Raw genomic sequence first — 25,445 nt, 5'->3', positions numbered from 1 at the left:
GTATACAGGTTCAACGTGAAATCAAGCCGCTACTCTTTGGATAAATTGAAATGAATGACCTGAAAATCCGGAATTTTAATTACACGGACGTGGATGACTTCATCCGCATCTCTAAATTATCCTTCGCCGGAGAATGGATCGCAGGAGGCCTAACTCCAGAAGATTTTGAGAGGGAAACCCGCAGGATATTTCGCTGGAAAATGATACCGTATCGGATGCTAACGACCTTGATGGGAATTAAATGGGAAGGGTTTGTGGCCGAGAAGGATGGGAAAGTGGTTGGCGGGGGAATGTACATCGGGCGTGATAAACGGATGTCGGTCACCAATTTGATGGTCGATCCCGAATACCGGCGACAGGGAGTAGGGCAGGCGCTTCTTGTCCGGCGCTTGGAACGAATAGCCCAGCGTGGCTTCCCATTTGCCATGGCGCAAGTGCTGGAGACAAACACAGCATCCCTCCAAAACTTGAAGAAGCAGGGATTTGAAGTGTTCAATCGGTATTCCGTCTACGAACATACCTTACCGTTGCCAAAAATTAATGGTTCAAGCAAGCCGATATCAGCCCGAGAAATCAACCGAGCGGATCGGGTATTATTCAAAGAAATTGAGAACAAGTCTACTCCTCACCCCGTTTTGAATGTCAAAGGCAGCGCTGAAACCCAGTATTTTTTATCTGGGTGGCAAAAACTGTATACCAGATTTACCAGGTATTCCAGATGGATCAAAGCCATCGTTTCTTCGGGTGAAACGATCGGCTTCTTGTGCGCTGGTTTTCAGGACCGGCAGCAAAAAGGCCTATTGATTCAACCTATCGTCGAAAAAGATTGTCTGGATTTAATACCGTCAATGCTCCAAATGGCAGGAGCCTGGCTGGAGCAATCGGGGAGAAAATCCATGGTCGTTGAAATCCCAGACCAATGGATAAAAACTCGAGATGATTTGCTTGAGAATGGGTGGATAAAGCAATTTACCTGGTTGGAGTTGGTCCGATGGCTGGATGAGCGAGCCTGAGAAAAGTTCAGCAACATCTAGCCACGTAAATAAAAATAAAGTCAATGTCTGTTTCCAACCAGCGGGGATATATAAAATAATACATCAGTAAATAGGTTTTGCTATGCAGCACGATTTGAGCAAGATCTGGTATATCTCGACAAGGTCTCAGCGGGGAATAAATCTTGAGTCTATTGTTTGATCCAATACAGATCCGATTTCTTTGTCCGGTAAGCTTAATTCTTCAGCCGCAACTAATCACTGATCTGATCATAAAGTCTTTTTTCAGCGGAAGCATGCTACCCTAGATGTATAATATTTATTAGGCGTGTAGACAGCAAAATATACCGCAAAGTTGCGTCATATGCACTTTTTATCCACAAAAAAAGTCGTACCTTAAGCACTATAAATGAATAAAGAAGGTGATCATCCAATGCGGGATCTATTCATAAGCTACAACCATAATGATATTAAATGGGTCAAAGATTTCCTTATACCCATGATCGAATCTTGGCAAGTAGAGTACGCAATTGATTATGCAGATTTCTTACCTGGCAGACCCCTGCCAAGCACGATTTATGAATACATCGACACCTCTAAACATGTCCTGTTCATCTGCACTGAGAACTTTCGTAATTCCAAGTTTTGCCAAGATGAACTAGAACAGGTGCGTCATCAAGATCCTGGATTCCTAAATAATAAGGCGATACCTGTTGTATTAGACATAAATGCGGTACCCACATTATTAAAAGTACCGATCTGGTGCAACCTCTCTGAACTTATCTATGAGCCAGCGGAGTTGAAGAAACTCTGCCAAGCAATCGGCGGAAAGTGGTCTTCAGTATCGGAGCGCATCTTAACTAGCCATAATGATCTTTCATCATTCTTTGGAAACATGAGAGACAATAGGAATCAAACGACTATTTTAGCAAGATCTCACCTGGTAAGAGAACTCACGGGAATAAGAAACGTACTCAGTGTAGACTCAGCTATAGGTCTCTCTCACATTTATACCTTCCTCGCAGAGATAGGAAAGTCTAAAGGCCTGAGGCTCGTGCTCAGTGATGGGGAAGGTAATCTCAGTGACCAGTTTGATGAGAATGAGCGCATGAACTTGATCATCTTCGGGCAAACATCACAAGGTAATAGAATCCTCTACCGGATATCAAAGGGGCTTATTCGTTACAGACAGACGAGTGAAGTGCCTAAGTATTGTTACGAAATAAGAGGCAACCTTTTTGTCCCGAATCAAGACCATATGAATTTCCTAATCTATAAATCCCGAGCGGAAGCAGACAATACGGTCTTAGTCCTTTTTAGCCCTTGGCCGTACACAAACGGACGGGCTGCGCGGTACTTTGCTGAAAACTACTGGTCTTTTGTCAACAAAGAGCATGGCAATGAATTACTTAATATATACGAGGTAGAAGGGGAAGACAACGATCCTGTACTTGTACTCTCTGAACGATAATATTTGTTTTTTGAGAGAGACATCAATGTTATGCAATTAAATCACTCAGAGAAAGGAGGTGAATATCATGGCAATTATTTATATACAAGAGCAGCTAAAGGCATCACCGCAGCCACCGCCAGAGCCACCAGCAGAGCCGTCACCGCCACCCCCAGGAAATAGATGAAGATAGTAATTAACCATGTTATGATACAAAATTGGCAGGCTTGTTATATTGCTCATTGGAGGGTAAATACTGGACGAGAGCCCCAAACAAGTTGCTAAGTGGTTTATAACTAAGTTCGCAGTATTGAGTTCTCAGGACTGACTGAAGACGAAGCCATGCCTACGGAAGGGAGAACGATAGTTCACACAGATTGCACCTGAGTGGTCGGAGTCTGCGCGGTATACAGATTTTTTCTACGCCTAATCGGATTCCTGCTCCCAAACCGAAACCACGTTCCGCCCGACAGCTGGTAATGCAAATCGTTAGCCAGTTCTGTTTTTGGCATCTTTAAAACTCCTCGCTGACAACCATTGAATTCTTGTCACGCGTACACAGTCGACATTTCAACAAAGGTTTAAAAAATGGTTAGACTACCTCAAAGACCCAGAGAGCATATTTTAGATGATGAATCAAGGCAATTTATTAGACAAATGTTCCCTTCTGAATGGATAATTGAAAATGGTTATAAAGATTATGGTATTGACTTAGTAGTAGAAATTGTTATTAATGGTAACGTTTCTGGCGCCCATTTCTTACTACAGTTGAAGGGAACGGATTCGTTAGAAATCTTAAAAAGCGGATATATCAGCTATAGTTGCAATACAAGCACCTTACAATACTTCTTACAGCGTACAGAACTCGTTATATTTTCAATTTATGATTCTAAAGAGAAGGTGGGGTATTGGATATGGATTCAAGATTTTATTCGCAATAACCTCAAGACGGACTGGTGTAATCAAATAACCGCCACTATTCGTATTCCGATGCAGTATAAACTTGACCAAAAAGCTGTAAAAGAAATAGAACAAAGAGTTTTGAAAGCACATGGTCAAAATTTATGGCTAACGGCAATTCAAACAATTCAAAATCCATATGTTGGCTATCGTATCTCCGCTCTCGATGAAGAAAGCGTTAAAATTGAAGCATATGGTAAATACCCAGGAGCTCTAGATGACCATCCTGTGGAATTGAGTGGCATTTTTAAGTTCGATCAAAGCCAAGAGGCGCAGGAGGCTCGTAAAGCGCTAGAAAATGCCTTTAAAACAGGTGAAACTGTAAAACTTGACTCACGTTATTTTGAAGGGTTCGATCCCGCACAAATAGCTCCTGACCTTCTTGCTCATTTAGGAAAGTTTGAAACGAGAGAAATCGAAATCGGAACGGCACAGACAAATGAAGGATTTATAGGAAAACTCGAAATATTAGACGAACATGATAATAACCTAGGAGAAATTCCATATATTGATTTTAGAGTTGTTCAAGCCGGCTCAGAAGAAACGACGCTTTCGAACGAGCACCAACCAATCCCGTTGAAAGTAAAATGGATATTGAATTATGTAAAACAAATATCCACTTTTAATTTTAGATTTTATTTCGCGGGTAGTAATGTATTAGAGATTCAAAAATTTTTAAAATTTAGCCTTGCTACTAAGAATGGAAGATGGTTTCAAATCACCAATCTGACAACTGGCTTCTCTTTCAAAGAGAGCTTACCCAAAGATATTAATTTAGAGTTAGCGGATGATTTCTGTGAAATGATTGATGATTTGGCATTAATTCAAAAGAAAACTGGACAACTAATTCAATTCCCTGAAACGATAACGATTGCGGAACGACGAAAAATGAAAGTTCTTGTAGAAGTACTGACATATGGTTCGATTCGAACTAATGCTCTAAAATATACTTTTACTCTGCCTATAGATGCTGCGCTAAAGTTAGCTTCTGCCTATGAAAAAAGTATAATTACGAAGTGGCAATTCGGTAATCCTGAATCAAAGCTTCATTTCATGGGAATGGATCTTGATCTTGGTCCACGGTCAATAATACTGCCTAGTGCCACATTGGAACCTGATACACAGCAGAAATTACTGGAGCTTAAGGCATTACCCGGAAATGCAACTGTTGATATTTCGCTTGACGTGGGCGATCTCGGAATAATCACTTATTTCACCAAATGGCTGCCAACTTGACATTTATCAAATTCCACGCCTATCTATGTTGGCATTAACCAATGAACCACAATGGCAATCACTGCCAAACACAGTGTGCAGTAGACGCCGGGGACTCGACGCTGTTTTCGTATATTTTTCTGGCTTCGAATTTTTTCTACACCCGAACGGAATCCACGACCGCCTCATCACCACATACGCCAGCCTTTAGCCTACTAGATAATGAACTTAATATATTCCTAAATGGACAAGGTGAGTAATGACTGATCTATGGAATCAACAAGCAGTTCAACAGTACATTGATATTGAAATTCAAGAAAGTCTCGTTCTGGAATATAAAGCTGCCGAGGCACTTGGGAAGAGCGATGGAAAAATGAGAGAAATTACCAAAGACGTTTCTGCAATGGCAAATTCGTCGGGTGGAAGGATTATTTATGGGGTCAAAGAATATGGATCGCCAGATAAAAAGCATCTCCCAGAAAAAATAGATCCAATTGAACAAGATAAAATTTCCAAAGAATGGTTAGAGCAAGTTATAAACAATATCCGTCCACGAATAGATGGCTTGCTAATTTATCCTATACAACTAGACTCGGCGCTAAATCACGTAGCCTATGTCGTAGAAATACCCCAAAGCACTACTGCACATCAGGCAACTGATTGGAGATACTACAAGCGTTTTAATTTTCAGGCTGTTCCCATGGAAGATTACGAAATACGGGACACGATGGGAAGAAAGCAATATCCAAAGATTGGTTTGGATTTCAAGATTGAACTTGCAACCAAACGCTATTTCAGCCAATTTGAAAATAAACAACATATAGAAACAAGTTGTGTTCTAAAGGTTACTGCTCGCAATACAGGCGGAATATATGCCCAGTTCGTCAATACATTTATATCGATACCACTTCCTCTTCTGCATGAGTTGACAATTGAGCAAATCAAGCATGAAAACGAGGAAATGATAGTGGAAGAAGGTCAAAAATATTACGAGTATTATGAGGACAACACAGTTCGGGACGTTGTGGATGTCGAAAGCAATATATACTTATCCATTCCTAAGTATGGACCATCAAGATACGATCCTATTTTGCCGGGGCTATCTCGCACATGGGAGATAATATTGCGCGGAGACTTTGAAAAAGTTGACCTTGATGGGCTGTTAATTAAATGGTCAACACATGTTGACAACGCTCCAGTCAGCGAGGGACAAGTAGCTGTATCGGATATTAGGATCATTGACGACCGTAATGCATGAGAGCACAATAAATGCACAGGCTAACAATGTGAGCATTGGACGGCTGGGATTCTGCAGCGTTTTCGGGCTTTTTCCTCGCATCGAGTTTTTTTTCTGCTCTTAAATTTTGTTCATGCCCGCACCGCCGTCAGCAGACATTCACCAAGCTCCGTCTATCCGCGCCTGCAAGGGCAAATACCGTATATCCCATCCCGGGATCGTGTTATCCACGAGACGAACCGCATCCTACAGCAGTAATATTAATTACCTGGTTGGAGCTTGTATGCTAGCTGGATCAGCGCGTCAGGGGTGAGGTCGCTGATATTTAGCCTGCCAATACCAGGAAACATTACTATCTGATAAAACTCAGAACTTAGTTAATTGTAGAATATTAAGAAGCCAGAGCAAGTAATAACCATATAACGGGACAAATATCCCTCCCACAACGGGATAATTGCCCCACCTCAACGGGACATACACCTCTCGCCTTCACCCCCCAATTCTTCTAAAATCATCATACACGCACCACACGAACTATATCCACCAAGGAGTAATACGGCGTGACTAGGAACAACCTGACCTGGATCAAAGGCGATATTACCGGCGACATTTATTACGATAACTTTCATTTGGATTCGAAGGATGTCCAATATCTTCGCCTGTACCTGATGATCAAAGGCGTGGTCGGGTCGGCAGCAGTCAAGGGGCTGCGCGTGTGCGTATACGGCCCGCTGGCCGAGCTGGTTTACGGGCACGTGCGCAAGGGCAGCCGGCTGGGGGTGATCGGCCACATCCAGCAGCGTACCACTCGCGAGGGAAAGATGGTTTTCGAGATCGTGGCTGAAGAAGTCGAGTTCTTGCGCAACATCGAATGGGAAACCGGCGCCCGCGTCCGCCAGGATCTGGTGAACCGCGGCTTGCTCCGCCCTTCTCACAATGGAAAAGATCGTGATGGCGGAGGAAGAGCAGATGCCGTTTTGGATGACACCCCACAGCTGGACGACCTGGCCATTGCCATACCAGAGGATGTAATTTCCAGGGAGGAGGCAGCCGGTGGATGACCACACCCTTCGCCTCTCCTGGAGCTGGTTACTGCTTCCTCTGGCGCTGTTCCTAATATTGCTGGGCGCATTGTCCTCGCCGCGTGATGCACAGGGGAGGCCTCTCCTGCTCCTGCCCGAAGTGAAAGCCGTGGAAGAATACCGTCGATCGATGAACAGTGCAACTGACGGAATGCAACTGCTGGATGGCGAGATAGCCACCCTTCTGGCAGGGCAAAACACCGATCTCTTTACCCAGTCCCGGCAAGCGCAGGCTGCCTTTGAACATGCCCTGCGCATTACCCAGGAGGTCGACGTGCAGACTGCCCCACCAGCCCTGGAAGGTCTGCGAGAAGTAGCAGCCGGTACAGCCTCTGCCTACCTCGAAGCGGCGCGGCTGGCCCTGCGTTGGGTGAGCCTGCCGCAGGAATCCTACCGCACGAATGCCGAAAATAGCCTGGCGCAAGCCCGGTTACAATTGAATACCTTTAGGGAAAGCAAATGGCTGGCGATGAGATAACCGTGGATCAGCTCCGCCAGCTTCTGGGGGTGCAGGCCGATCTGCGCCAGCAGGCTGAAAGTCGCTGGCAGCAGGCGCAGCGGATATTGGTTTCGCTGCTGGAATCCTTCGCTCCCGAAGAGGTCGAGCAGCGGTTGAAAAGTAGTCAACCCCTGGACAGCCTGAAGGTCGACGAGCTGGGGCAACTCATCAATCAGCAAATTAATTCTCACTTGCGCAAGGCTCAGGAAGTGACTAATGGAACCGGGAATAGCGAGGATTTGCGAGCATTAAAAAACCAGCTTTTGACCATCCAGGGTGAAATTGACCGGATGCGGGAGGAGAATCGTCACCTGGCTTCTGAAGCACGAAACCTGAGAGAGGAACGCGACGGGTTGAACAACCAGCTTGCCGCGCTTCAACAAGTCTCTGCTTCGCAGGTGCAAAAACCTGTTCCGGCTCCGAACGGACAAATTTCAGAAGAATCACCCCGGAAGGAAGGCGCTCCTGAACCGGACTGGATGATTTCATGGCGTAAAGCGGAAACCTTCATGCGTGACGCCACCGTCCTGCGCCTGCTGGGGGAGACAGGCTTGGCTCGCAGGCCCCTCATCGAACTGCAGGCGGCGGAACGGTTGGGAATTCGCAAAGCTGGAGGAAGCCTGCAATCCCTGTTCAACCGCTTGGAGGGGCTGCAATTGATCGAGTTCTTTCGCCCCTGGGATAACAGCGGCGCCAAGACAGGCGGGCGCACACCCGATTTGCTGCGGTTATCTGCACACGGTCGCCTGGCCTACTGGTTGTTGGCGGGCACCGACCCAGTTCAAAACGAATACGATGCGCTGCTAACGCGTCACATTTCTCCCGAGCACACCTTGCTCAACCTGCAGGCTGCCGACGTGTTGTGTGAAGCGGAGTACCAGGTCAATTCATTCCCACCTGATATTCACCTGCCGGATGGCAGCCTGTTCAAGCCAGACATCGTGGCAATCGACCCCAATGGGAAAACCCTCTACGTCGAGGTTGAGGTGGAAGCCAACAAAAATCACGAGCAGCGCCAGGCTAAGTGGCGCAATGAGCTGCAGGCTAGCGGCGGGGAGATCTACGTGTTCTGTGACAACCGGTCTTGTATGCGCAGCATTCGCAGCGAGATCAACTTCAGCCTGGGTCGACAAGCTGGCCAGTGCTGTATGACTAACCTGGCGGATCTTCAAGCTGGCAAACGCGCTGCAGACGGCGGAATCTGGCTGGACGTTCGCCTAAACCGGTCTTTTTCATGAGGGGAGGCTGGTATGAACCCCCTGGTATGAACTCCTCCCTTCTGGTACGAACCCCCTGGTTCAAACCGGGTTTGTACCTGGTACGAACCGGGGTAACGACTTAAGGGAGGTTTGTACCACTTCTTGAATTGAGAATCACTGCCATCCTGCCCGCGTGCGAGATGGCCTCCGCCGGAAGGGTCAACCTGACCAACCGGCCACCGTTGGAAATCCAATCACCACACGTAGCGTCTGCCAGAAGGTATACGCACATGTGGTGTTTTTAATTCGCAATGTTGGAGGAGATATTGGCATGAATGAAATCACAATCTCAAAAAAGAAGTTGTTCACCTTTTTCCTTGCCATAATCCTGCTGGCTGCAGTGGCCTTTGGCATCTATACCTTATGGCGACTTCTACCCAGTCGGCAGGCAGCTCAACAACCTGTCGCGGCTGCTTCACTCTCAACGCCGGACGCAGATCTGCCGGCTCAAGCAGCTGCTGTGGCAGGGGCGCAAGCTTTCTACAGCGTGGATTACCAGATGGGAAAGCAGGCTTGGCTCGACCAGTTGTGCGCAGTTAGCACAAATATCGGTTGCACCATGGATCAGAACGTCTTCGTTCCGGCCTTGTGGCCGCAGTTGGAATCAGGCAAAACAAGCACATCGGTCAAGGTGTCGGCGCAGGAGAAAGTGCTCGACCAGGTCAACCCTCTGGTCGATGTTCCTCAGCAGGTCTGGAAGCTGGCCATCCAACTTTCTGAGCCTTGGCCTGCGCAAGAGACGCCCCTGACCAGCTTCCCGGCGCTGGCATTGGTAGTGCGTGAAAACGGGGTTTGGAAGTTCGAGCGCTTCCTTACCGAGGACGAAGCGAATGCCCTCGAGAATAAGGCAGGCCAACCATGAAGGCAATTCGTCTCCTGTTCTTGATTACATTTCTTGCGTCCCTCATCACTCCAGTCGCAGCGGTTCGGGCAGATGACGGTTCGCCATGGTCTGAAATCCTCAACCCGGACGGAAACGTCCAGTGGAATAATCTAGTAGATCTTGGCGTGACCAGCGAACCCGCCAACTGGATGGATATCACCTTGCCTGGTGGGATGGTGGTGCATCAGAATGCCACTTTCCACCGCTATCAGATGCCCAGTGGGAACGTCCTGGTCCTTCCTGAACCAGTCACCCTGTTCTTCATGGCCTTGCACCCCGAGGAGAGCGGTCTTAACGATGCCGAGAGCATGTTGGGCAATGGCGTGTCGATCCTGATGCTGCTAATCGGCAATTCGCTCACCCCCGAGCAGCTTGCTGATCTTGCAAGCCAGGGTTACATCGACCCCAGCCAGTTCTTCCAGGCAGTCATCGACGGCAAGGAAAATATCTGGTCGATCATCAACTTTAACTTCCTGGGCGAGCTCATCAAAATGTCATGGGACAGTGGTTTCCTGGTTAATGCCCTGCTGCTCTACCTCAACGGTGTGGCCAACTGCGTTAACATCCCAGGCGGATGCGAAGGGCTCTTGCCTCCATGCCCTGAAGGTAACTGCCTGCCGAATCCCTCGATTTGCCCGGAAGCTACCATCACTCAGAACCCGCCCACCCTGGCCATCCAGAAAATCGCCCCGGATCATCCCCTGGTAGTCGGGCAGGACCCGGCTAAACGCGGAGCGGACATCCAGGCTTCGGTTATCATTCCGCCAGTGGTGCTGACCTGGTACGAGCAGGTGCAGGATCCGCCCACCTGTGAAGCTGATCCATCTGGCAACGGCGATGGCTGCCCCGGTCCAGGGAGCCAGTACGGAAATGACTGGGAAACGTGGATGGAAGATAATCCTGCGTATCAGTTCGTGGATGGAGAGATTCACTGTGTGAAGCATACCGAAATTCTCCCGGAGAATATTACCTCTCTCCAGGCGAGCGCCCAGCTCAATCCGGACAGCCAGGCTTGGATCGTGAACGACCTGGCTGGGAAATATTACGAAGCATACGTCCACAATCCACAGTTCAACTTGGTGCCAGGCATGGCACAGCCAACCGGTGGATGCAGTGATGACCAAGTCTGTTCAGCCGAGGTCCTTATCACCAACGTTCCTTTCGCTGACCCAGGCACCTTCGACCTGAGAATGTATGTATACACAGCCGGGACGAGCTTCACCTGGAAGGGCGTCACCATCCCGATCACCCAACCCAGGATGCTATTTGTCCAAAACACGGCCCAGATCTACGTCACCCTGGTCACCTTGCTGCCGGCAGGCGTCCCATGACCATGCTGGACCAGCTTGGCGTCCTGCTGACCGACCTGCCTATTTACCTGGCAAACGGCGTGCTGGTCATCCTGTACTGGCTGGCGGCGCACTCGGCAGCCCTGGTCAGCCTGGCTTGCGCCCTGTCGATCATTCTGCTGCCTGATGTCCAGGTCCAGGCCAGAGCCGGCTTCCGGCCCTCCCGGCATGAGGAACTCGCATCCAACGGGCCGACACCTCGCACCGCCCAAATCATGACCGGGATTGTGCTGATCGCCTGGTTGATCGCCCAATGGAGCATGGCTGCGCCGGTGCCCTGGATCGGAACCGCCATGTGGGCAGCTGGGTTGATGGCAGTGCTGACATTATCTTCACAGCGTTTCAACTTGCTGTGGTACGTCAAGGCCGGCATTGCCATGTATGCCCTGGCAGTCATCGGCAGTCGCATCTACCTTGGGTATACCAGCCATCTCACAGCGGAGCAGTGGGCAGCCTTGGTCGGCTCCTCGGAGAGCGCCGCTACGCTAATCGCCAGCACACGCGGCAACGTGACCACCATCCTGTTGTGGGCTTTGTGGCTGGTAGTACCGCTGGGTTATTTTTCGATGCTGGTGCAGCAGGTCTTTATCAACCCGATGTCCATCGTCAATCCCCTGGCCAGCGCGCAGGACATGCTGCGTGCTCTGAGAATGCGAGTGTCGAGATGAAGAATATCCGTCGCTCCAGCAGGGCTGCACATGCCTGGATGAGAAGTGGAGACATTTCCTTCTTGGTATGTGTTGCTCTGCGCCTCCTCCGGATGCCGCGAGCGACACCAACGTCGGATAGACAACCGTACGTTGGAAACCAATCCCCACACGTTGGCATATTTACTACACGGAGGAAGAATGGACATCTACACGCTTGGAAAGCTGGCTTTGCCGGTCGTGGTTGGGATCATGGGCGTGGCAGCAGTATTGACGCTGGCCATGGGTATCTTCACCTCGCTGAAGACCCTGGAAAACGTCGAGCGCTTCTTCCAACACCTGGAAGAAAGCCGCCGGTCTTCGCTCACGATCAACATCCATCCCGGAAAACGAGCTTCCCCGCCTCCCATGCAGGAACACGAGTAAGTCTCTTGAAAAACAGCTTCAGGCGCGGCATGGGCGCGCCTGAAATTCCTAGAAACGATGTCATGTTTTGATGTATTCCTAATCAGCTCAAGAATAATCAAAGCTTTCTTCAACACTTTTAAAAATTAACGACTGGCTGCTAGATGGGGCTGAATGTGATTAGTAGCCCACTATCTAAAAAAGGTATATCATCATGGTGTCTATGGTTCAATGGTCAGCACATTTCGATGGATCAAGTGGATGAGCGAAGTCCCATCCGTTCCATGATTGGGAAGTTCGAGCCCCTTTACCCACCCCTAAATGTGGAAAAAAAACGAAAAATGACCTCCGACCCCATATGTGGGGTAGCCTTTTTATGTTGAAGCAAACTTGTGCGCCATTTGTGCGCCATTTTACTGATCCAAAGATACCCTAGTGAAAAATATCGGCCTAGCCTTAATATTACTATTCGCTTTTAAATGTGAGCTCAATCGGGGATTAGGTACCCCTGATCCGGCAGCTTACGCAAGCACCGCTCATCTCAACATGCGCCACTACCACCTGATATTGTCCAGGTAAAAGCCCCGCGGTGTGATTCTTGGTTATATAATTAGCAACAGCGACCGCCGTAGAAACATAAATAAAATAAATAGGAGGACGATATGGCAAACATGATGGTAACGATGGGCAAAGCCCTGGCGAAACACAAGCTACACCTGGGCACGTTGACGGGTATGGAGCGGTTCATGGTTTCAGCTGTCACGCTGGCTGACCGGGCAGCCACATTCCTCGCCGCCACCAATATCGAGCCAGATTTGATCGACCCCAAGTTCGACTATGAGATGCTGTCGAAGAGCGTGGATGCCAACCTGGAGCTGTTTGGACTTGTTCGCCAGCGTATCCATGCTGACGTGGTGGCAGTGCCCTATTGGCTGGGGCTGATGTGTGTAGGACCCGCTGAGTTCGGCACAGTGTTCAAGATTGAGAAGCGGCGCGTGCCCTACCCGATCGATTATCCCATCAAGAAACAGGAGGATATCGATAAGATTGAGATACCCCAGCAGGCCTCTGGCTACCTGAAGATGGTCTTTGACATCAACAAGGAAGCGCAACGCCGTTACCCGGATGCGCTCGTCATGGTGATGATGGATGGACCCTGGGACCTGGCTATGCTGCTGCGCGGTGACCGGGAGCTGCCCACAGACCTACGCCTCTACAAGGATTACACGCAAGCTAAGGATCAGGCGACCAGAGACAAGATCAGGCGCTTTGGGAATCCCGATGTCTATCCAGCCATCATGGAGTTGACCACAAAACTGTCCATCCGCTTCTTCCAGCTGGCGGAGGAGAACGGGTTATCTCTGATGGGCTCAGCATTGGTCGACCAGTACGCAGCCAAGCCGATCATGAGCCGGGATGACTATTTTAAATACGTGCACCCCTATCGGGTACGAGCATGGGAGGCGCTGGGGAAGAAGGTGGGCCTCGGCTATCAAGTACCCACGCCCCAAGAGACCGCGCAGAATATGGAAGACCCGGTGCTCAGCAAGGGGTTTGGAGTGTTCAGCAATTACATCTTCCCGCAGACGCCGGAGGGCATCACCTTGCCAGAGTATGACCAACCCATGCTAGAGATGGCCAAAAAGCATAAGCAGAGCTACATGTATATGGTGCATGGCAAGTACCTGCGCGATGCCACTGAGAGCCAGCTGGATGCCACGGTGCAGCGCATCTGCAGGATGGCGGCACAAACCCGGGTGAACCTGATGGTCTCAATTGCTTCAGTGCCACCGGGAGCCAGCGTTGAAAAGGCTAACTATGTTTTCCAGCTCGTGGAAAAGTACGGGAGGTACTAGGATGAATACAGCAATCGTCAAGGGTGTGGAAGAAGGCAACCTGTACGACATTGAGGATATGCTCAACGCGGCCCTGGCTGCTGGCGAAAGCCCCAAGGAGCTGCTGGAGGCGATGATGGCAGGCCTGAAGAGCTGCGGGGACCACTTTGAAGCGGGCGAGTACTTTCTGCCGGAGTTGATTGGTGCGGCCGATGCGTTCAAAGCCGGCATGGCCATCCTGGCTCCCCGCCTCTCGGCAGGCGACCGAATCTCGCAAGGCACGATCGTGCTTGGCACGGTGCATGGAGATGTGCATGACATCGGCAAGAACCTGGTGGGCTTTATGCTGCAGAGCGCCGGCTTCACTGTGGTGGATATCGGCACGGATGTTTCGACAGAGGCTTTTATCAAGGCGGTCCGTGACTACCGACCTCAGGTGCTGGGCATGTCAGCGCTGCTGACGACCACCATGCTGGGCATGGAGGACGTGATCAAGGAGTTGAAGAATCAGGAGCTGAGGGATAAGGTGAAGGTAATCATCGGGGGTGGACCTGTCTCCAAGAAGTATGCCGAGGATATTGGAGCCGACACCTACGGGAATGACGCGGCTCAGGCAGTGACCCTGGTGCACTCACTACTGTAAACAGGAGTATATGAGTAAAGATCTTGAGCAAGTGGCGACCCAGTTGATACGCGAAATTGTACGGCCTGATTTGCGGGTGGTGGTGACCTCCCTTGCCCACCCCATATCTGTGGGAAATAACCCCCTAATAACGACACCCGACCCCAAATCTGGGGGCGGACTTTTTATGTTAAAGCAAACTTGTGCGCCATTTTTATATTGCCATAATGATCGTTAGTTGAAAGGGGAGCGGGTCAAACAATTTGAGAACAGGTTACGATTTGTTGGCACCATAACCGGTAGCGCGAATTGGCCCATCAAATGATAACCGGAATAGAATACGCACCATTTCCTGGGGTGATTCCTTGCACCCTGACACCAGCCAAGATTGCAGCACGCCCAGGTGTGCATGGAGCAGGTAGGCAATCAGGTATTCCTGCGGGACGGAAAAATTCTCCGTTTTTAATCCTGACAAAGCACCCAGTTTCAAATTTTGTTCCATCAACCTGCGTACCCTGGTGATGAATGAATAATCACCTTGTAAACCAAGGATGGCATGCATCAGTTCTGCCCGTTCTTTCACATATTCTAGCAGGGTGACAACCAGTCCCTGAAGTTGATCAGTTCCGTTGAAATCCTCAACATGAATCGAATTGGCTTGTAGGAAGATATGCTGTAAATCTTGGAGAATTTCAGTCTCGGTCTGCTCGAGCAGGTCTAATTTGTCATTGTAGTGCAGGTAAAATGTACCCCGGTTGATATTGGCCCGATCCACAATATCCTTCACGGTTAAAGCATCAAATCCTTTTCCTTTGATCAAAGCGACTAGCGCGTCGCGAATGGCAAGCCTGGTACGCGCGATGCGCCGGTCAACGGAATGGTTTTCAGTCACGATCGTTTCTCCCTTCATCGCTGCGCTATCTCAAGCCATCTCACGACGCATCAGGAAATATTGCTGGCAAAGGGAAAAAACACATTGTAATAATGATCATGTCAATTAAAGCGGCAAATCTCTTCTCGTGAAAAAAGTCATACCGAGCGTATATAACGTAATTCCAACAATAAACAAGGCGAAGAAACTTAAACCATATCCACTTCCATTTAATATGGTTTTTGTGTCAAATAAGGTATTCAAAGTAAAATACTTGATCACATCCAGACTATCACTCACCTGATCCATCATCTTGAATAAGTAAAATGCTAATGGAATGCCTGCCCCTAATGCCATGTAATTCTTTGATAAATTAAATAGGGATGAAAACATGAATGATATTCCGCTAGTTGCAAACATCAGTAAAAATAACCCCAGGTTTAACATGATGTAGGTGTTAATATCAAAAAGAATCCCTTTATCTTCCCCTAAAAGTTTGCTGCTAATTTGATTATCAACGAGGGTAAAGAACATATCTTTGGGTAAACCGGATGCGGAAACTGCTGCATTTACTGCGTTCGGATTACTCTCTAACAGGCTTAAATCCGCTAGAACTTCACTACTCTCGATGCCCATTACTTCCGCTGCGGCTGAGACACCTTTAATAAAGCTGCCCTGTAGAGCCTTTATTTTGGGCAGTTGTAATTCAACGGTTTCCAGATACGTCTTATACGTATCTTTATCCATACCCATTATTTTGGCTGCGCTTTCAAGTGCGGCTGGGTTAGAAGCAATGATAGAAGGGCTGTTTGCAATTTCACTGGAGTCTACACCCATAATTTCAGCCGCTTTGGTGTAAGCATTTTCATTCATTTTCAATTTTATATACATTTCATATGTGACTGAATCTACTTTTCTTTCATTGGCTCCAATTTTCACCGCTTCTTCGTTTTCTAGAATAAGGGATAAATTGCTGTTCAATTCATCCTTATTGATGTTTAGTTTTTTGCTGATTGCAGCAATATCTTCGGTGTAACTACCGCTCAGCACGCCGCCATGAAATACCTGGATAGCCACCAGCCCTGTAAGTGTGACAATCGAAATCATTGTGAAAAGAGCTAAAAACAAATATGCAGCTTGCGTCCTGACAAAGGTCATTCGTTTAATAGGTGTAGCTAAAATATACGCCATAGAGCCGCTGTCAACCTGACTTACAACTAAACTACCAGCAGTGACGATAACGTAAATAAGCAGAAGGATGACACCCTGTAAAGAATAAAATGTCTGAGACAGCATCCCCATGAATGATGCATTGCCTAAAATGTTGGTAAGTGCTGTGCCTTTTACTAGGTCTGTCAGGCTGGCAATTGTACTTGGATTAAATACCCCTATTAGAACTGTATTCATCAAAATAAGTACAAATGTAATGACTGCCCAAATCTTCAGATTCGACTTTAATGTGTGTCTGAATATGGTTTTATTTAACATCTTTTATTCCCTTTAATAAATGCTTCTGAAGTACTTATCAAGAGTATATTTATTTTCCTTGAAATACTTAATATCGTAGCCAACCAATCTCTTGGTAAGTTCGTTTATTTTCTCATCTTCAATATTGATCGTCACATTACTTTGGCTTTCCTTCGATGACTCAAAGTTGAAATTTTCCTTTAAAAATCTTATAAAATCTTCATGATGATTGAATTCAATCGTATAAGACTTCCTACTACTATGCTTGATTTCTTTGGTAGCCTTAATGTCCACTATTTTCCCGTCCTTGATTAAGGCAACCTTATCGCACGTATCTTCTACCTCATCGAACATGTGACTGGACATGAAGATTGTTTTGCCTTTTTTCTTCTCCTCAAGTAATATTTCAACAAATACCAACCGCATCAGAGGATCGAACCCCGTAGTTGGTTCGTCAAAAATGAGTACTTCGTGATCCGCCATCAGCGCAGCGACTACGGCGGTCTTTTGCTTCATTCCTTTAGACATTCTCTTTAAATTAGCAGTAGGATCAAGTTGTAATTTTTTGATGATTCTTTCAGTAAATGACATATCGGTTATATTTAATAGTTCAGCTTGTTTCTTTAAAAACTCATTTCCAGTAGATGCATCTGGAAAAGCAATTTCTCCTGGGATATAACCTACCATTCTCATCACTTCAGAAGCATCACTCCAGCAATCCAGGCCGTTTATTTTACAGTATCCATTTTCCGGTTTTAAAAATCCCATTAAATGTCTGATTGTTGTTGTTTTGCCTGCTCCATTAATTCCTACAAATCCAAAAACTTCACCTTTATCAACACTCAAATCTATACCAAATATACCTCTCCCATCACCATAATCTTTTGTGAGATGATTAATTTCAATCATAGTCATTGACTTTTTACCTCCTCGCTACCACTTTTACTCTCATAAAATCTCAAAAAGTAGTCTTCCAAGGTAAATTTGATTTCGGATAAAAACTTCAGCTCATAATTTGATATGATCTTGAAAAGGTCATTGATTTTGTTATCTTCTACTTCAATTTTGACCTGATTCTGATATTCACGTAAGGAAACAATATTTAAATTCTTTGTAACGTCTAAATCTTCTATAAATTTCTGATACTCATTATTTGATGCAAATTCTAATTTGAGTACCTTGTTCTGATTATGTCTCAATTCATCTGCAACAAAGGTCGATACAATCTTTCCATCCTTAATCATTGAAATCTTGTCGCAAGTTGCATCAATCTCAGCAAAAATATGGCTAGACATTAGAATGGTCTTGCCTCTATCCTTCTCTGTAAGAATGAATTTTATGAATAAATCCTGCATAATTGGATCTAGTCCACTAGTCGGTTCGTCCAAAACCAAAATATCTGGGTCATGGATGAATGCCGTAACTATTGCTAGCTTCCTTTTTTGACCAAGTGCCATTCTTTTTAGACTGCCTGATGGATTTAGCTCAAATATATCAAGCAGATGATCGGTATAGCTCATATCCTTTATATCTCTTAGCTCTGCCATCATCTTTAAGAATTGACTCCCTGTTAGTGATTCCGGCAGTGCAATTTCACCCGGCAGATAACCAAGATTCTTTTGAATTTCGCTTTGGTTTTCCCAACTATCGATGCCATTAACAGATGTCATTCCTTTTTGCGGTTTAGAGAAACCCATGATATGTCGAATTGTTGTTGTTTTACCAGCACCATTCGGTCCAACAAAGCCATATACGGAGCCTTTTTCAACTTCAAATGAAACATCAAAAACGCCACGATTGTTTCCATAGTCCTTCGTCAAGTGGTCGATTTTAATTACTGACATATGTGGTTCCTTTATATTAGATTAAGGTAACTTATTAAAAAGTCGCGGAAAAAAAATGGAGCTTTTCCAGGATAGTGCTCGAACAAAAAAGCTCATTTATAGGTGAGCTTTCCAAAATTACTAAACAACACTATGCTGATTTATAAATAACGTGTTGATTATCTAATTTGATTATAGGCATTTACAAAAAGAGGTCAATAGGCAAAAAAACAGATTTTGTGGATAAATGAACAGTAATCATTAAAACGATGATTATTCTATAGGATTTGACATTTGTATATCCGGTTTGTGACACGATCGCATTAATAAATCGCTTTATGCATTATTCTGGTCAAGGAGAGCGGGTCAATTTAGTTAGGAAAATCAAGTCAACTTTCTCAGACGTGAGCGAGTAGCTTTTAGTCAGTTATGTTCGCGTGCTTTACTCCTGAAAACTATCCACTTGCAGAAACGACCCCAATTGATCGCTGTTTCCTGGCGGTGAGTCACCAATATTATTCGTAAACGAAACCGTTCTCTTGATCAATCCCGATAAAGGTCAGAAATCAGCTGGATATATTGTGAAACTCGATTGGGATCAGGGTAATAATGTCATCCATCAGCTGGGCTGCCTGGTCCTGCATTGTCGGGATAAAATGTGCATAATTCGGAAGTAGGATTGAGATCGAGTGACCCAGCATGCATGCGACGATCACTGGCGGATACCATGTGAGAACATGATAACCGCGGAAGTATGACTACAGTCAAGGAAGCCTATAACCGTCAGGCAAGTCGGCGTATCTAATCAAGTATATAGACCGAATTTTCTTGGATTATAAATAGAAGAATAAATGACTGAGTAAGTGCAGCGAGATTTGCGGGACAAATATCCCTCACACAACGGGATAATCGCCCCACTTTAACGGGATAGATGCCTCTCGTCTTCCCATCCCAATTTTTCTAAAATCAATATACACGTATCACATGATCTTTATCCACCAAGGAATATTACGGCGTGTTTCCGGTCAAAAATCGATCGGACTCGAGGAACAACCCGACCTGGATCAAAGGCATAGCAGCCTTATTGACATTGTTCAGGGAAGTTTTCACCACAATAAATGAGGTCATGGATTGATTTATCCCAAGTCAGTTTATGAATAATCAAGGCTTTCTTCAACACCTCTCTAAAATTAACGATTGGCTACCCGGCTGGTCGGGTTGGCTGAAGCCCAAGCAGGCAGATACTCTGGATATCCCAGCTGACCTGGAGGTGGAGCAATCGGGAGTGTGTTTTATCGACGGCCAGGACGAGCTGGACTACCTGTGGTACCGACTGAGCGAGGTCGAAGGAGGCCAAGAATTCGCCGGGTTTCGCGTCGTGCGGTTGTTGCAACTCACCTTCCTGCCGCTGGAAGCGCGTTCTGATCCAGGGTTGCTGCAGAAGATGCGCACGGTGCTGCGCGGGCTGTACGGCTCGAAAGTCAGCTTTCTGTACCTGGCGGCCGGCATCTTCGACAACAGCCAGTCCCCGGTTGGGATCGTTCAATGTTACGGCGTGTCCGCCTTTGCGCCTACGCTGGAAGAGGCCTGTGCCCAGTCCCGGCACAGCCTGGCAGCGCTCAAAGGGGTCATGAGTGGCGCTTACCGCCAGGTCCGCCTGCAGGCTCTGACAGTCCGGCTGGCGGAATGGATCTTCCTGAGCTTCCATGACATGCACCACGTATTGCTCACCGTAGGCCACACTGACCCGCGTGAGAATGCCCGCGGCGGCAGTGGAGGCATTGTTCACAACCCGCTGGTCGAAGCAGGTCCCGCCGCCCAGCAGTACACCCTGCAGCAGAACGAAATCCTGTTCCGCGGCATGAGCGATCTGAAGGAAGAATTCCTTTTTCTTGTCCTTACTTCCCCGGTCAGCCTGGGAGCGATCACCGAGATGCTTGCCGGCTTGGCCGAAAACACCTCCACCTGGGCCGCCTGGCAAAACGGGGTGCGGGGAGTCAGCTTTGGGGTCAGCTTGCCGGCGCTGCTCTCAGGTTTGATGGCGCAGTCTGCTAGCCAGGGTTTTGGGGAGAGCCAGGGCGCAGCTCATAGCACCGGGCAGGCTCACACCGATAGCCAGGCGCACACGGACGGCAGCGCTCACACCACCGGCTCGGCAGACACCAGCGGCTGGTCGCATACAGAAAGTGAGTCGATTTCTCACTCTGCCGGACAATCCGTCTCACAGGGTGCAGCCCATACGGTTGGCCAGGCGGTCACTAACGGCGCTGCTTCGACCGAAAGCTCCGGGCATGTCAGCTCACAAGGAGAGGGGGCTAGCCACTCGGATAGCTTTGATTGGGGTCTGCGCGGCGGGATCCAGCCGGCTGGAGTGGGGATTGGCGCAAACGCGGGCTGGGGTTCAGCAGATGGTGTTTCCAGCATGTCTTCGGAGTCAGACATGTCGGGGCATTCTGAAACTCAGAGCCATGCTGTGACGGACAGCCAGGCCGATACCGTTAGCCAAGGTGTATCTGTGGCCAACATGACAGCTACCACCCATTCGGAAGCTTCTGGCACTTTCGGCAGTCATACCACCTCGCAGGCCGATACCACCAGCCAGGCAGACACCAAGGGTCAGGCTGACACCTCCAGTGCTGGCGAAAGTCAGATGAATTCAACCTCCACCGCCCAGGCGATTGGCCAGGCGGCTTCCACCGGGCTGACGGTCGGAATTGCACCTTCCATCTCGGCACATAACAGCTACCAGTGGCAGTTCGACCCCGCCATCCTGGTGACCCAAATCCTGCGCCAGCAACAAGGCCTGCTCAACCTTGCCAGTAAAGAAGGGGCTTATTACACAGACGTGTACGCCATGGCGCGCACCAAACAGGGCAAACAGGCACTTATGGGATTGATCCCAGAAGCATTCCATGGCACGGAGGACGTGATCACCGGAGTGCAGACCCGCGACTTGACTGCCGGGGAAAGCGAGTACATCGGTAAGCACGCCCAGGCCTTCACGCCTTCTACTCGGGTAGAGACTGTCCCTGAAGTGCTAAGTGGATACATGGATTCCACCCTCCTGACCATGCTGCAATTAGCTGCCTATACCGCTCCCGGTATGTTCGAGCAGGGCTCTGCCCTGACCGTGCAGGAGTCCACTCCCGACTTTGCTTTTCGTCCTGATATGCACGGCGATGTAGTGCTCGGATGGCAGTGGAGCAGCGAAACCGGGCAGCTGACCCATACTCCACTCAAGCTTAGCTTCGAGCGCCACTTTCACACTGCCTTCTGTGGGGACACTGGCTTTGGAAAAAGCGTGGCAGCTGAGCGACTAGCCTATGAAACCACCCGCCAGTGGCATTTTCGTTCCGTGGTGCTGGATTTTGGCCAGGGTTGGCGGCGAGCGCTGAACTGGTCCGGGTTGGAGGGTAGGGTAGACATCCGCCAGCTTTATGCTGGTGCGCCCCGCCCGCTGCGCTGGAATATTCTCAAGGTACCACGTCGGTCTTATCCCGGCCGCTATCGTACACTAATCAGCGAGCTCTTCGCCAATGCCGGGCGGATGGGTCCCCGCCAGCTCGGATTCTTACGCCGCGCCCTGACCCAGGTGTATATCAACCTGGGCGTCTTGACCAGCGATCCGGAGGTATTCAATCATCCCACCTGGGGTCACCTGCAGAACAGCGTAGAAGTCGAGGTGGTCCAGGAGTGGCGGGAGCACAACCATGCACCAGGAACAATTTCAACTGGCCAACCATTGATTGATCTCCAGCCAGGCGAATTGCAGGCACTGGCGGTCTACCGCAGCCAGCAGGCCGACGTGCGCATGTGGGTGGAGCGGTTGAAGAACTTCTATGCGGCGCTGCCCAAGGGCGACCAGGCCAGCCGGGCCAGCCTGGAAGGGGTGTTGCTGCGGGTGGAACAGTTCGCCGAGGGCCAGATGGCCTGGCAATACGGGGCGGGTCCCGAAAGTCTGCCGGTCGAAGACTTAGGATTATTGGGTCCAAAGGACGATCCTTGGGGTCTACTGATCGTGGAGGGTGGAGCTGAGATGGACGAGTATCCCAAAGCAGCGCTGCTGGCGCTGCTATCCAGCGTGTTGTATTTCGACAGCGTCGTGAGAAGGCGCGAGAGCCTGGCCGGGGCCAAATTCCCACCCATGCAGATCTTCTTCGAGGAGGCCAACAAAGTGCTCAATGGGGTGAGCGGGGCAGCCGCAGATAACAACGCTTCTGCGGGTAACAATGAGCAGGTCAGCGAGGTATTTGAGACCTTCTGGCGGGATGGGCGTAAATACCAGATTTTCCTGCACCTGCTCGCCCAGACGGTCAGCGCCATTCCGCCCGGGATCCTGTCCTCCTGCAACAACGCTTTCTTCTTTCAAACCAAGCATCCCCACGATCGTGACCTGGTTATGGCCCACATCGGGCGCAGCGAGAAGGGGGTGGTCAACACGGAATACAAGCGCTACCTTGCGCGCATTCCCCGCCAGATGGCGATCGCCAAGCTGGGTTACAGCGAGGATGTGGCTGAGCTGGAGCCGATATTGGTACACCCTTTGATGGTGCCAGGCAGCGAGCCATCCGACCATGAAATTCTGGAAAAGTTAGGCGCTTATTGAAAATTTCTCTAATGGAGGTTGTGTTATGGAAAAAAGACGTTCTCCCTGGATTGCAATCGGTTTAGCTGTAGTCATTGGCGTGATGGTCATCGTTCTCCTCAATGGGGTGATCAATCCGACAACCGTTGTAGTGGCCAAAGTGGCCATTGCTCCAGGCACACCCTTGACTGCAGATTTATTAGAGCTGCGTACGATTCCGGCGCAGGCCAAACCAGCGGATGCTTTTACTCGCATCGAGGATTTACAAAATAAAATCCTTGCGGTGGGCCGCGCACCAGGCGATTACATCACCACGTCGGTGCTGGGCGACACTTCCCAAGCCGGCATTCCCGCTAGCCTGCAGCCGGATCACCTGGCGATTGCCGTCAAGGTCGACCTGGGTTCAGGTATTGCTGGGCTGCTGCGCGAGGGGCAAAAGGTGACCCTGATCGGGATGCTGTCCCCGGATGTGCTGCACAACATTGCTGTTCCCGCTTCCCTGGTGAATGCTCCATTCCAGATCGAGCCAACCGCATTGCCTTCCGGCCTACCAGCCCCCACTCCCACCCCCACGCCGACGCCTATGCCTCCCGAAGCTCCCCTGGCGCGCATCGCCATCAGCGGTCTGAAGGTGCTTATGGTGCCACAATCCTTTCGCTACGAAGAGCTTCCCTCCAGCTCGGCTCAAGATCAGCTCTTCGCCAGTGCCCGTACCGTCTCGGCTGCGCAAGATGGAAGTGTGGTGGTGCTGGATGTGCCTTCTACCCCGATCGAAGTCGTTCCCGGCTTCATGGTTAACCCCTCCACTCTAGTGGTTGCCCTGAGCAGGTACGGTAGCCTGTACCTGACGCTTGAATCGGCTAAAGGCTTCCAGGAGCAGGATATCCTGACCCTCAACCTGGCTGACCTCTATGATGCCATGAACCAAAACAGCGGAGACAGGTAAATGGATACCCCTGCCGTAACTAACCCCAAAGTGACCGTCATGCTGGCTGGGTCAGGGAATGAAGAAGTCTTTCGCCAGATGCAGGCGCCATTCCTCGCCGACCCAAGGTTCTCGATCAGCTCCATTGCAACCCAATGGGCGATCTTCGAGCAAAACTTATCACAGATGCGGCCTGCCCTAGTGGTGTTGCAAGTGGATATTGCCCCAGGACCAGATGCCCTGATCCAGAGACTAGCCGAGATGCAGGTCTGGCAGGGTGTGGCGATCCTGGTGTTGCCGCAGGCGTTGCGAGATCTGCGCGCGACTTATGAGAAATCGTCAGTGGTGCGCGGCGTGTACATTGCCCCGGTAAATTGGGGAGAGATTGCCCAGGCCGGGTTTGCTGCTGCCATGAACGAGCGCGCCCGCCTGGCGGCTGCCGCTCCGCTTCAGCAGGCCTACCTCTCCCGTACGGCTACAGCGATTTTGGGTACGCGTGTGATCGCATTTCTGTCGGCCACTGGCGGAACCGGGCGCTCGACCATCGCTGAAAGTTTGGCCTACGAGCTCAAATTACGCCGGAGTGTGAACACCCTTTTAATGTCCTTTGATTTACCGCCCACCGTCGTTTCTCATTTTCGGCTGCGTTACGTGCCCAATTCCATGGAGTTCTTCGCTCGGCCTGGCGACGGGTTTGCAGCCTCCATCCAGAGCCGGGAAGGTCTGGACGTGATCGTTGCGCCGGAAAACTCGGTCGATTACCAGAAGGCAGCGGTTTTCTCAACCTCGGATCGGTCCGATCCCGCCAGCATCTATTCGTTGGTGATGACGTCTTGGACGCGCAACTATGCTGCCGTGCTGCTCGACCTCCCAGCGGGTGAGCAACCATGGAGTCTGCAGGGAATTTCAGCTGCCAATACTGCCATCATTGTCTCCCGTTGTACCCTGGCGGATATGACCGCTGCCCGCCATTCGATGGTCTTGCTGCTGGAGAGGCTGATCGGCGAGCACCGCATCCCGCGCGAAGCCATCTTTCTGGTACTCAACCAGGTCAACGAGCGTTCACCCATCTCGCCGCGGGAATTCCACGATGAGCTGTCCAATGCCTATGGTTGGGCTCCGCCAGTGGCGGTTGTGATCCCATACCTTCCAGCCATCTGTCAGGCCCAAGACAACCAGGTCCCCGCAGTGACCCGGGTAGAGGCATTAGCTAAAGCCATGCATAACCTGGCTGAAGCACTCTATCCCGGTAGCACCCTGGGTAAGGACGGCAATAACGGGTATCACAGCAAGAGCCGACTGCGTATTCCAGCCATCCGCTTCAGCTAAAGGACCTGCG

General features: G+C 49.4%; 20 protein-coding genes. 16 read left to right on the top strand and 4 right to left on the bottom strand.

The genetic code is table 11. The features are described 5' to 3' along the window. Positions 1-50: 50 nt before the first annotated feature. The 13 genes from C3F13_16465 (at position 51) to C3F13_16405 (ending at position 14,456) form a co-directional block, all read left to right on the top strand. Positions 51-1,013 carry a hypothetical protein gene (locus tag C3F13_16465; GenBank protein ID PWB50545.1) on the top strand — a complete coding sequence of 321 codons (963 nt, stop codon included), beginning with the start codon at positions 51-53 and terminating at the stop codon, positions 1,011-1,013. Positions 1,014-1,401: 388 nt separating this feature from the next. Continuing rightward, positions 1,402-2,463, top strand: coding sequence for a hypothetical protein (locus C3F13_16460; GenBank protein ID PWB50544.1), 1,062 nt, complete (start codon positions 1,402-1,404; stop codon positions 2,461-2,463). Positions 2,464-3,030: 567 nt separating this feature from the next. Next, positions 3,031-4,638 carry a hypothetical protein gene (locus C3F13_16455; GenBank protein ID PWB50543.1) on the top strand — a complete coding sequence of 536 codons (1,608 nt, stop codon included), beginning with the start codon at positions 3,031-3,033 and terminating at the stop codon, positions 4,636-4,638. A 238-nt stretch (positions 4,639-4,876) separates the two neighbouring features. Then, complete coding sequence (locus C3F13_16450; GenBank protein PWB50542.1) at positions 4,877-5,875, top strand: ATP-binding protein; 999 nt, start codon at positions 4,877-4,879, stop codon at positions 5,873-5,875. A 539-nt stretch (positions 5,876-6,414) separates the two neighbouring features. Next, positions 6,415-6,915, top strand: coding sequence for a hypothetical protein (locus tag C3F13_16445; GenBank protein PWB50541.1), 501 nt, complete (start codon positions 6,415-6,417; stop codon positions 6,913-6,915). Further along, on the top strand, positions 6,908-7,414 hold the full coding sequence (locus C3F13_16440) for a hypothetical protein (protein ID PWB50540.1): 507 nt from the start codon (positions 6,908-6,910) through the stop codon (positions 7,412-7,414). Before C3F13_16445 ends, C3F13_16440 begins: the two co-directional genes overlap by 8 nt. Beyond that, entirely contained in the window at positions 7,396-8,673 is a 1,278-nt protein-coding gene (locus C3F13_16435; GenBank protein ID PWB50539.1) for a hypothetical protein, read from the top strand. The genes C3F13_16440 and C3F13_16435 overlap by 19 nt, the downstream gene beginning before the upstream one ends. A gap of 292 nt (positions 8,674-8,965) precedes the next feature. Then, positions 8,966-9,556: a hypothetical protein gene (locus C3F13_16430; GenBank protein ID PWB50538.1), complete on the top strand. Its 591-nt coding sequence runs from the start codon at positions 8,966-8,968 to the stop codon at positions 9,554-9,556. Beyond that, entirely contained in the window at positions 9,553-10,908 is a 1,356-nt protein-coding gene (locus tag C3F13_16425; protein ID PWB50537.1) for a hypothetical protein, read from the top strand. The genes C3F13_16430 and C3F13_16425 overlap by 4 nt, the downstream gene beginning before the upstream one ends. Then, the gene (locus tag C3F13_16420) at positions 10,905-11,594 is read left to right on the top strand and encodes a hypothetical protein (GenBank protein ID PWB50536.1); all 690 of its coding nucleotides are present in this window, start codon (positions 10,905-10,907) and stop codon (positions 11,592-11,594) included. The genes C3F13_16425 and C3F13_16420 overlap by 4 nt, the downstream gene beginning before the upstream one ends. Positions 11,595-11,774: 180 nt before the next feature. Next, the gene (locus C3F13_16415) at positions 11,775-11,999 is read left to right on the top strand and encodes a hypothetical protein (protein PWB50535.1); all 225 of its coding nucleotides are present in this window, start codon (positions 11,775-11,777) and stop codon (positions 11,997-11,999) included. 641 nt (positions 12,000-12,640) lie between these two features. Beyond that, positions 12,641-13,834: a hypothetical protein gene (locus C3F13_16410; protein ID PWB50534.1), complete on the top strand. Its 1,194-nt coding sequence runs from the start codon at positions 12,641-12,643 to the stop codon at positions 13,832-13,834. After that, positions 13,797-14,456 carry a cobalamin-binding protein gene (locus tag C3F13_16405; GenBank protein ID PWB50533.1) on the top strand — a complete coding sequence of 220 codons (660 nt, stop codon included), beginning with the start codon at positions 13,797-13,799 and terminating at the stop codon, positions 14,454-14,456. Before C3F13_16410 ends, C3F13_16405 begins: the two co-directional genes overlap by 38 nt. A gap of 253 nt (positions 14,457-14,709) precedes the next feature. Here the strand turns inward: C3F13_16405 and C3F13_16400 are convergent, their stop codons facing one another. From C3F13_16400 to C3F13_16385, 4 genes are all read right to left on the bottom strand, one after another. Beyond that, on the bottom strand, positions 14,710-15,345 hold the full coding sequence (locus C3F13_16400; protein ID PWB50532.1) for a TetR family transcriptional regulator: 636 nt from the start codon (positions 15,343-15,345) through the stop codon (positions 14,710-14,712). A gap of 87 nt (positions 15,346-15,432) precedes the next feature. Further along, a complete protein-coding gene (locus C3F13_16395; protein ID PWB50531.1) occupies positions 15,433-16,794 on the bottom strand; it encodes a hypothetical protein in 1,362 nt (453 codons plus the stop codon). A 12-nt stretch (positions 16,795-16,806) separates the two neighbouring features. After that, positions 16,807-17,688 (bottom strand): ABC transporter ATP-binding protein, encoded by an 882-nt coding sequence (locus C3F13_16390; GenBank protein PWB50530.1) that lies wholly within the window; start codon positions 17,686-17,688, stop codon positions 16,807-16,809. Further along, the gene (locus C3F13_16385) at positions 17,685-18,617 is read right to left on the bottom strand and encodes an ABC transporter ATP-binding protein (GenBank protein ID PWB50529.1); all 933 of its coding nucleotides are present in this window, start codon (positions 18,615-18,617) and stop codon (positions 17,685-17,687) included. Before C3F13_16385 ends, C3F13_16390 begins: the two co-directional genes overlap by 4 nt. Before the next feature lie 1,132 nt (positions 18,618-19,749). Here C3F13_16385 and C3F13_16380 point away from each other — a divergent pair. From C3F13_16380 to C3F13_16370, 3 genes are read left to right on the top strand one after another with little or no spacing between them, the layout of a single operon-like run. Continuing rightward, positions 19,750-23,202 carry a hypothetical protein gene (locus C3F13_16380; protein PWB50528.1) on the top strand — a complete coding sequence of 1,151 codons (3,453 nt, stop codon included), beginning with the start codon at positions 19,750-19,752 and terminating at the stop codon, positions 23,200-23,202. A 25-nt stretch (positions 23,203-23,227) separates the two neighbouring features. After that, entirely contained in the window at positions 23,228-24,127 is a 900-nt protein-coding gene (locus C3F13_16375) for a hypothetical protein (protein PWB50527.1), read from the top strand. Next, positions 24,128-25,435, top strand: coding sequence for a hypothetical protein (locus C3F13_16370; protein ID PWB50526.1), 1,308 nt, complete (start codon positions 24,128-24,130; stop codon positions 25,433-25,435). The last annotated feature ends 10 nt before the right edge of the window (positions 25,436-25,445 follow it).

The sequence above is a fragment of the Anaerolineales bacterium genome (genome assembly GCA_003105035.1).
In the GTDB taxonomy this organism is placed as follows: Bacteria; Chloroflexota; Anaerolineae; order Anaerolineales; family UBA4823; genus FEB-25.
The sequence above is the reverse complement of the archived record's forward strand: the minus strand, read 5'-3'. Positions and strand labels throughout refer to the sequence as shown.

Bases quoted from the DNA above. Each gene is read 5' to 3' on its own strand.
- C3F13_16460 (PWB50544.1), top strand. From the start codon at position 1,402: ATGAATAAAGAAGGTGATCATCCAATGCGGGATCTATTCATAAGCTAC.
- C3F13_16455 (PWB50543.1), top strand. From the start codon at position 3,031: ATGGTTAGACTACCTCAAAGACCCAGAGAGCATATTTTAGATGATGAA.
- C3F13_16415 (PWB50535.1), top strand. From the start codon at position 11,775: ATGGACATCTACACGCTTGGAAAGCTGGCTTTGCCGGTCGTGGTTGGG.
- C3F13_16395 (PWB50531.1), bottom strand. From the start codon at position 16,794: ATGTTAAATAAAACCATATTCAGACACACATTAAAGTCGAATCTGAAG.
- C3F13_16450 (PWB50542.1), top strand. From the start codon at position 4,877: ATGACTGATCTATGGAATCAACAAGCAGTTCAACAGTACATTGATATT.
- C3F13_16390 (PWB50530.1), bottom strand. From the start codon at position 17,688: ATGACTATGATTGAAATTAATCATCTCACAAAAGATTATGGTGATGGG.
- C3F13_16410 (PWB50534.1), top strand. From the start codon at position 12,641: ATGGCAAACATGATGGTAACGATGGGCAAAGCCCTGGCGAAACACAAG.
- C3F13_16420 (PWB50536.1), top strand. From the start codon at position 10,905: ATGACCATGCTGGACCAGCTTGGCGTCCTGCTGACCGACCTGCCTATT.
- C3F13_16405 (PWB50533.1), top strand. From the start codon at position 13,797: ATGTTTTCCAGCTCGTGGAAAAGTACGGGAGGTACTAGGATGAATACA.
- C3F13_16425 (PWB50537.1), top strand. From the start codon at position 9,553: ATGAAGGCAATTCGTCTCCTGTTCTTGATTACATTTCTTGCGTCCCTC.
- C3F13_16400 (PWB50532.1), bottom strand. From the start codon at position 15,345: ATGAAGGGAGAAACGATCGTGACTGAAAACCATTCCGTTGACCGGCGC.
- C3F13_16435 (PWB50539.1), top strand. From the start codon at position 7,396: ATGGCTGGCGATGAGATAACCGTGGATCAGCTCCGCCAGCTTCTGGGG.
- C3F13_16465 (PWB50545.1), top strand. From the start codon at position 51: ATGAATGACCTGAAAATCCGGAATTTTAATTACACGGACGTGGATGAC.
- C3F13_16375 (PWB50527.1), top strand. From the start codon at position 23,228: ATGGAAAAAAGACGTTCTCCCTGGATTGCAATCGGTTTAGCTGTAGTC.
- C3F13_16430 (PWB50538.1), top strand. From the start codon at position 8,966: ATGAATGAAATCACAATCTCAAAAAAGAAGTTGTTCACCTTTTTCCTT.
- C3F13_16380 (PWB50528.1), top strand. From the start codon at position 19,750: ATGAATAATCAAGGCTTTCTTCAACACCTCTCTAAAATTAACGATTGG.
- C3F13_16385 (PWB50529.1), bottom strand. From the start codon at position 18,617: ATGTCAGTAATTAAAATCGACCACTTGACGAAGGACTATGGAAACAAT.
- C3F13_16370 (PWB50526.1), top strand. From the start codon at position 24,128: ATGGATACCCCTGCCGTAACTAACCCCAAAGTGACCGTCATGCTGGCT.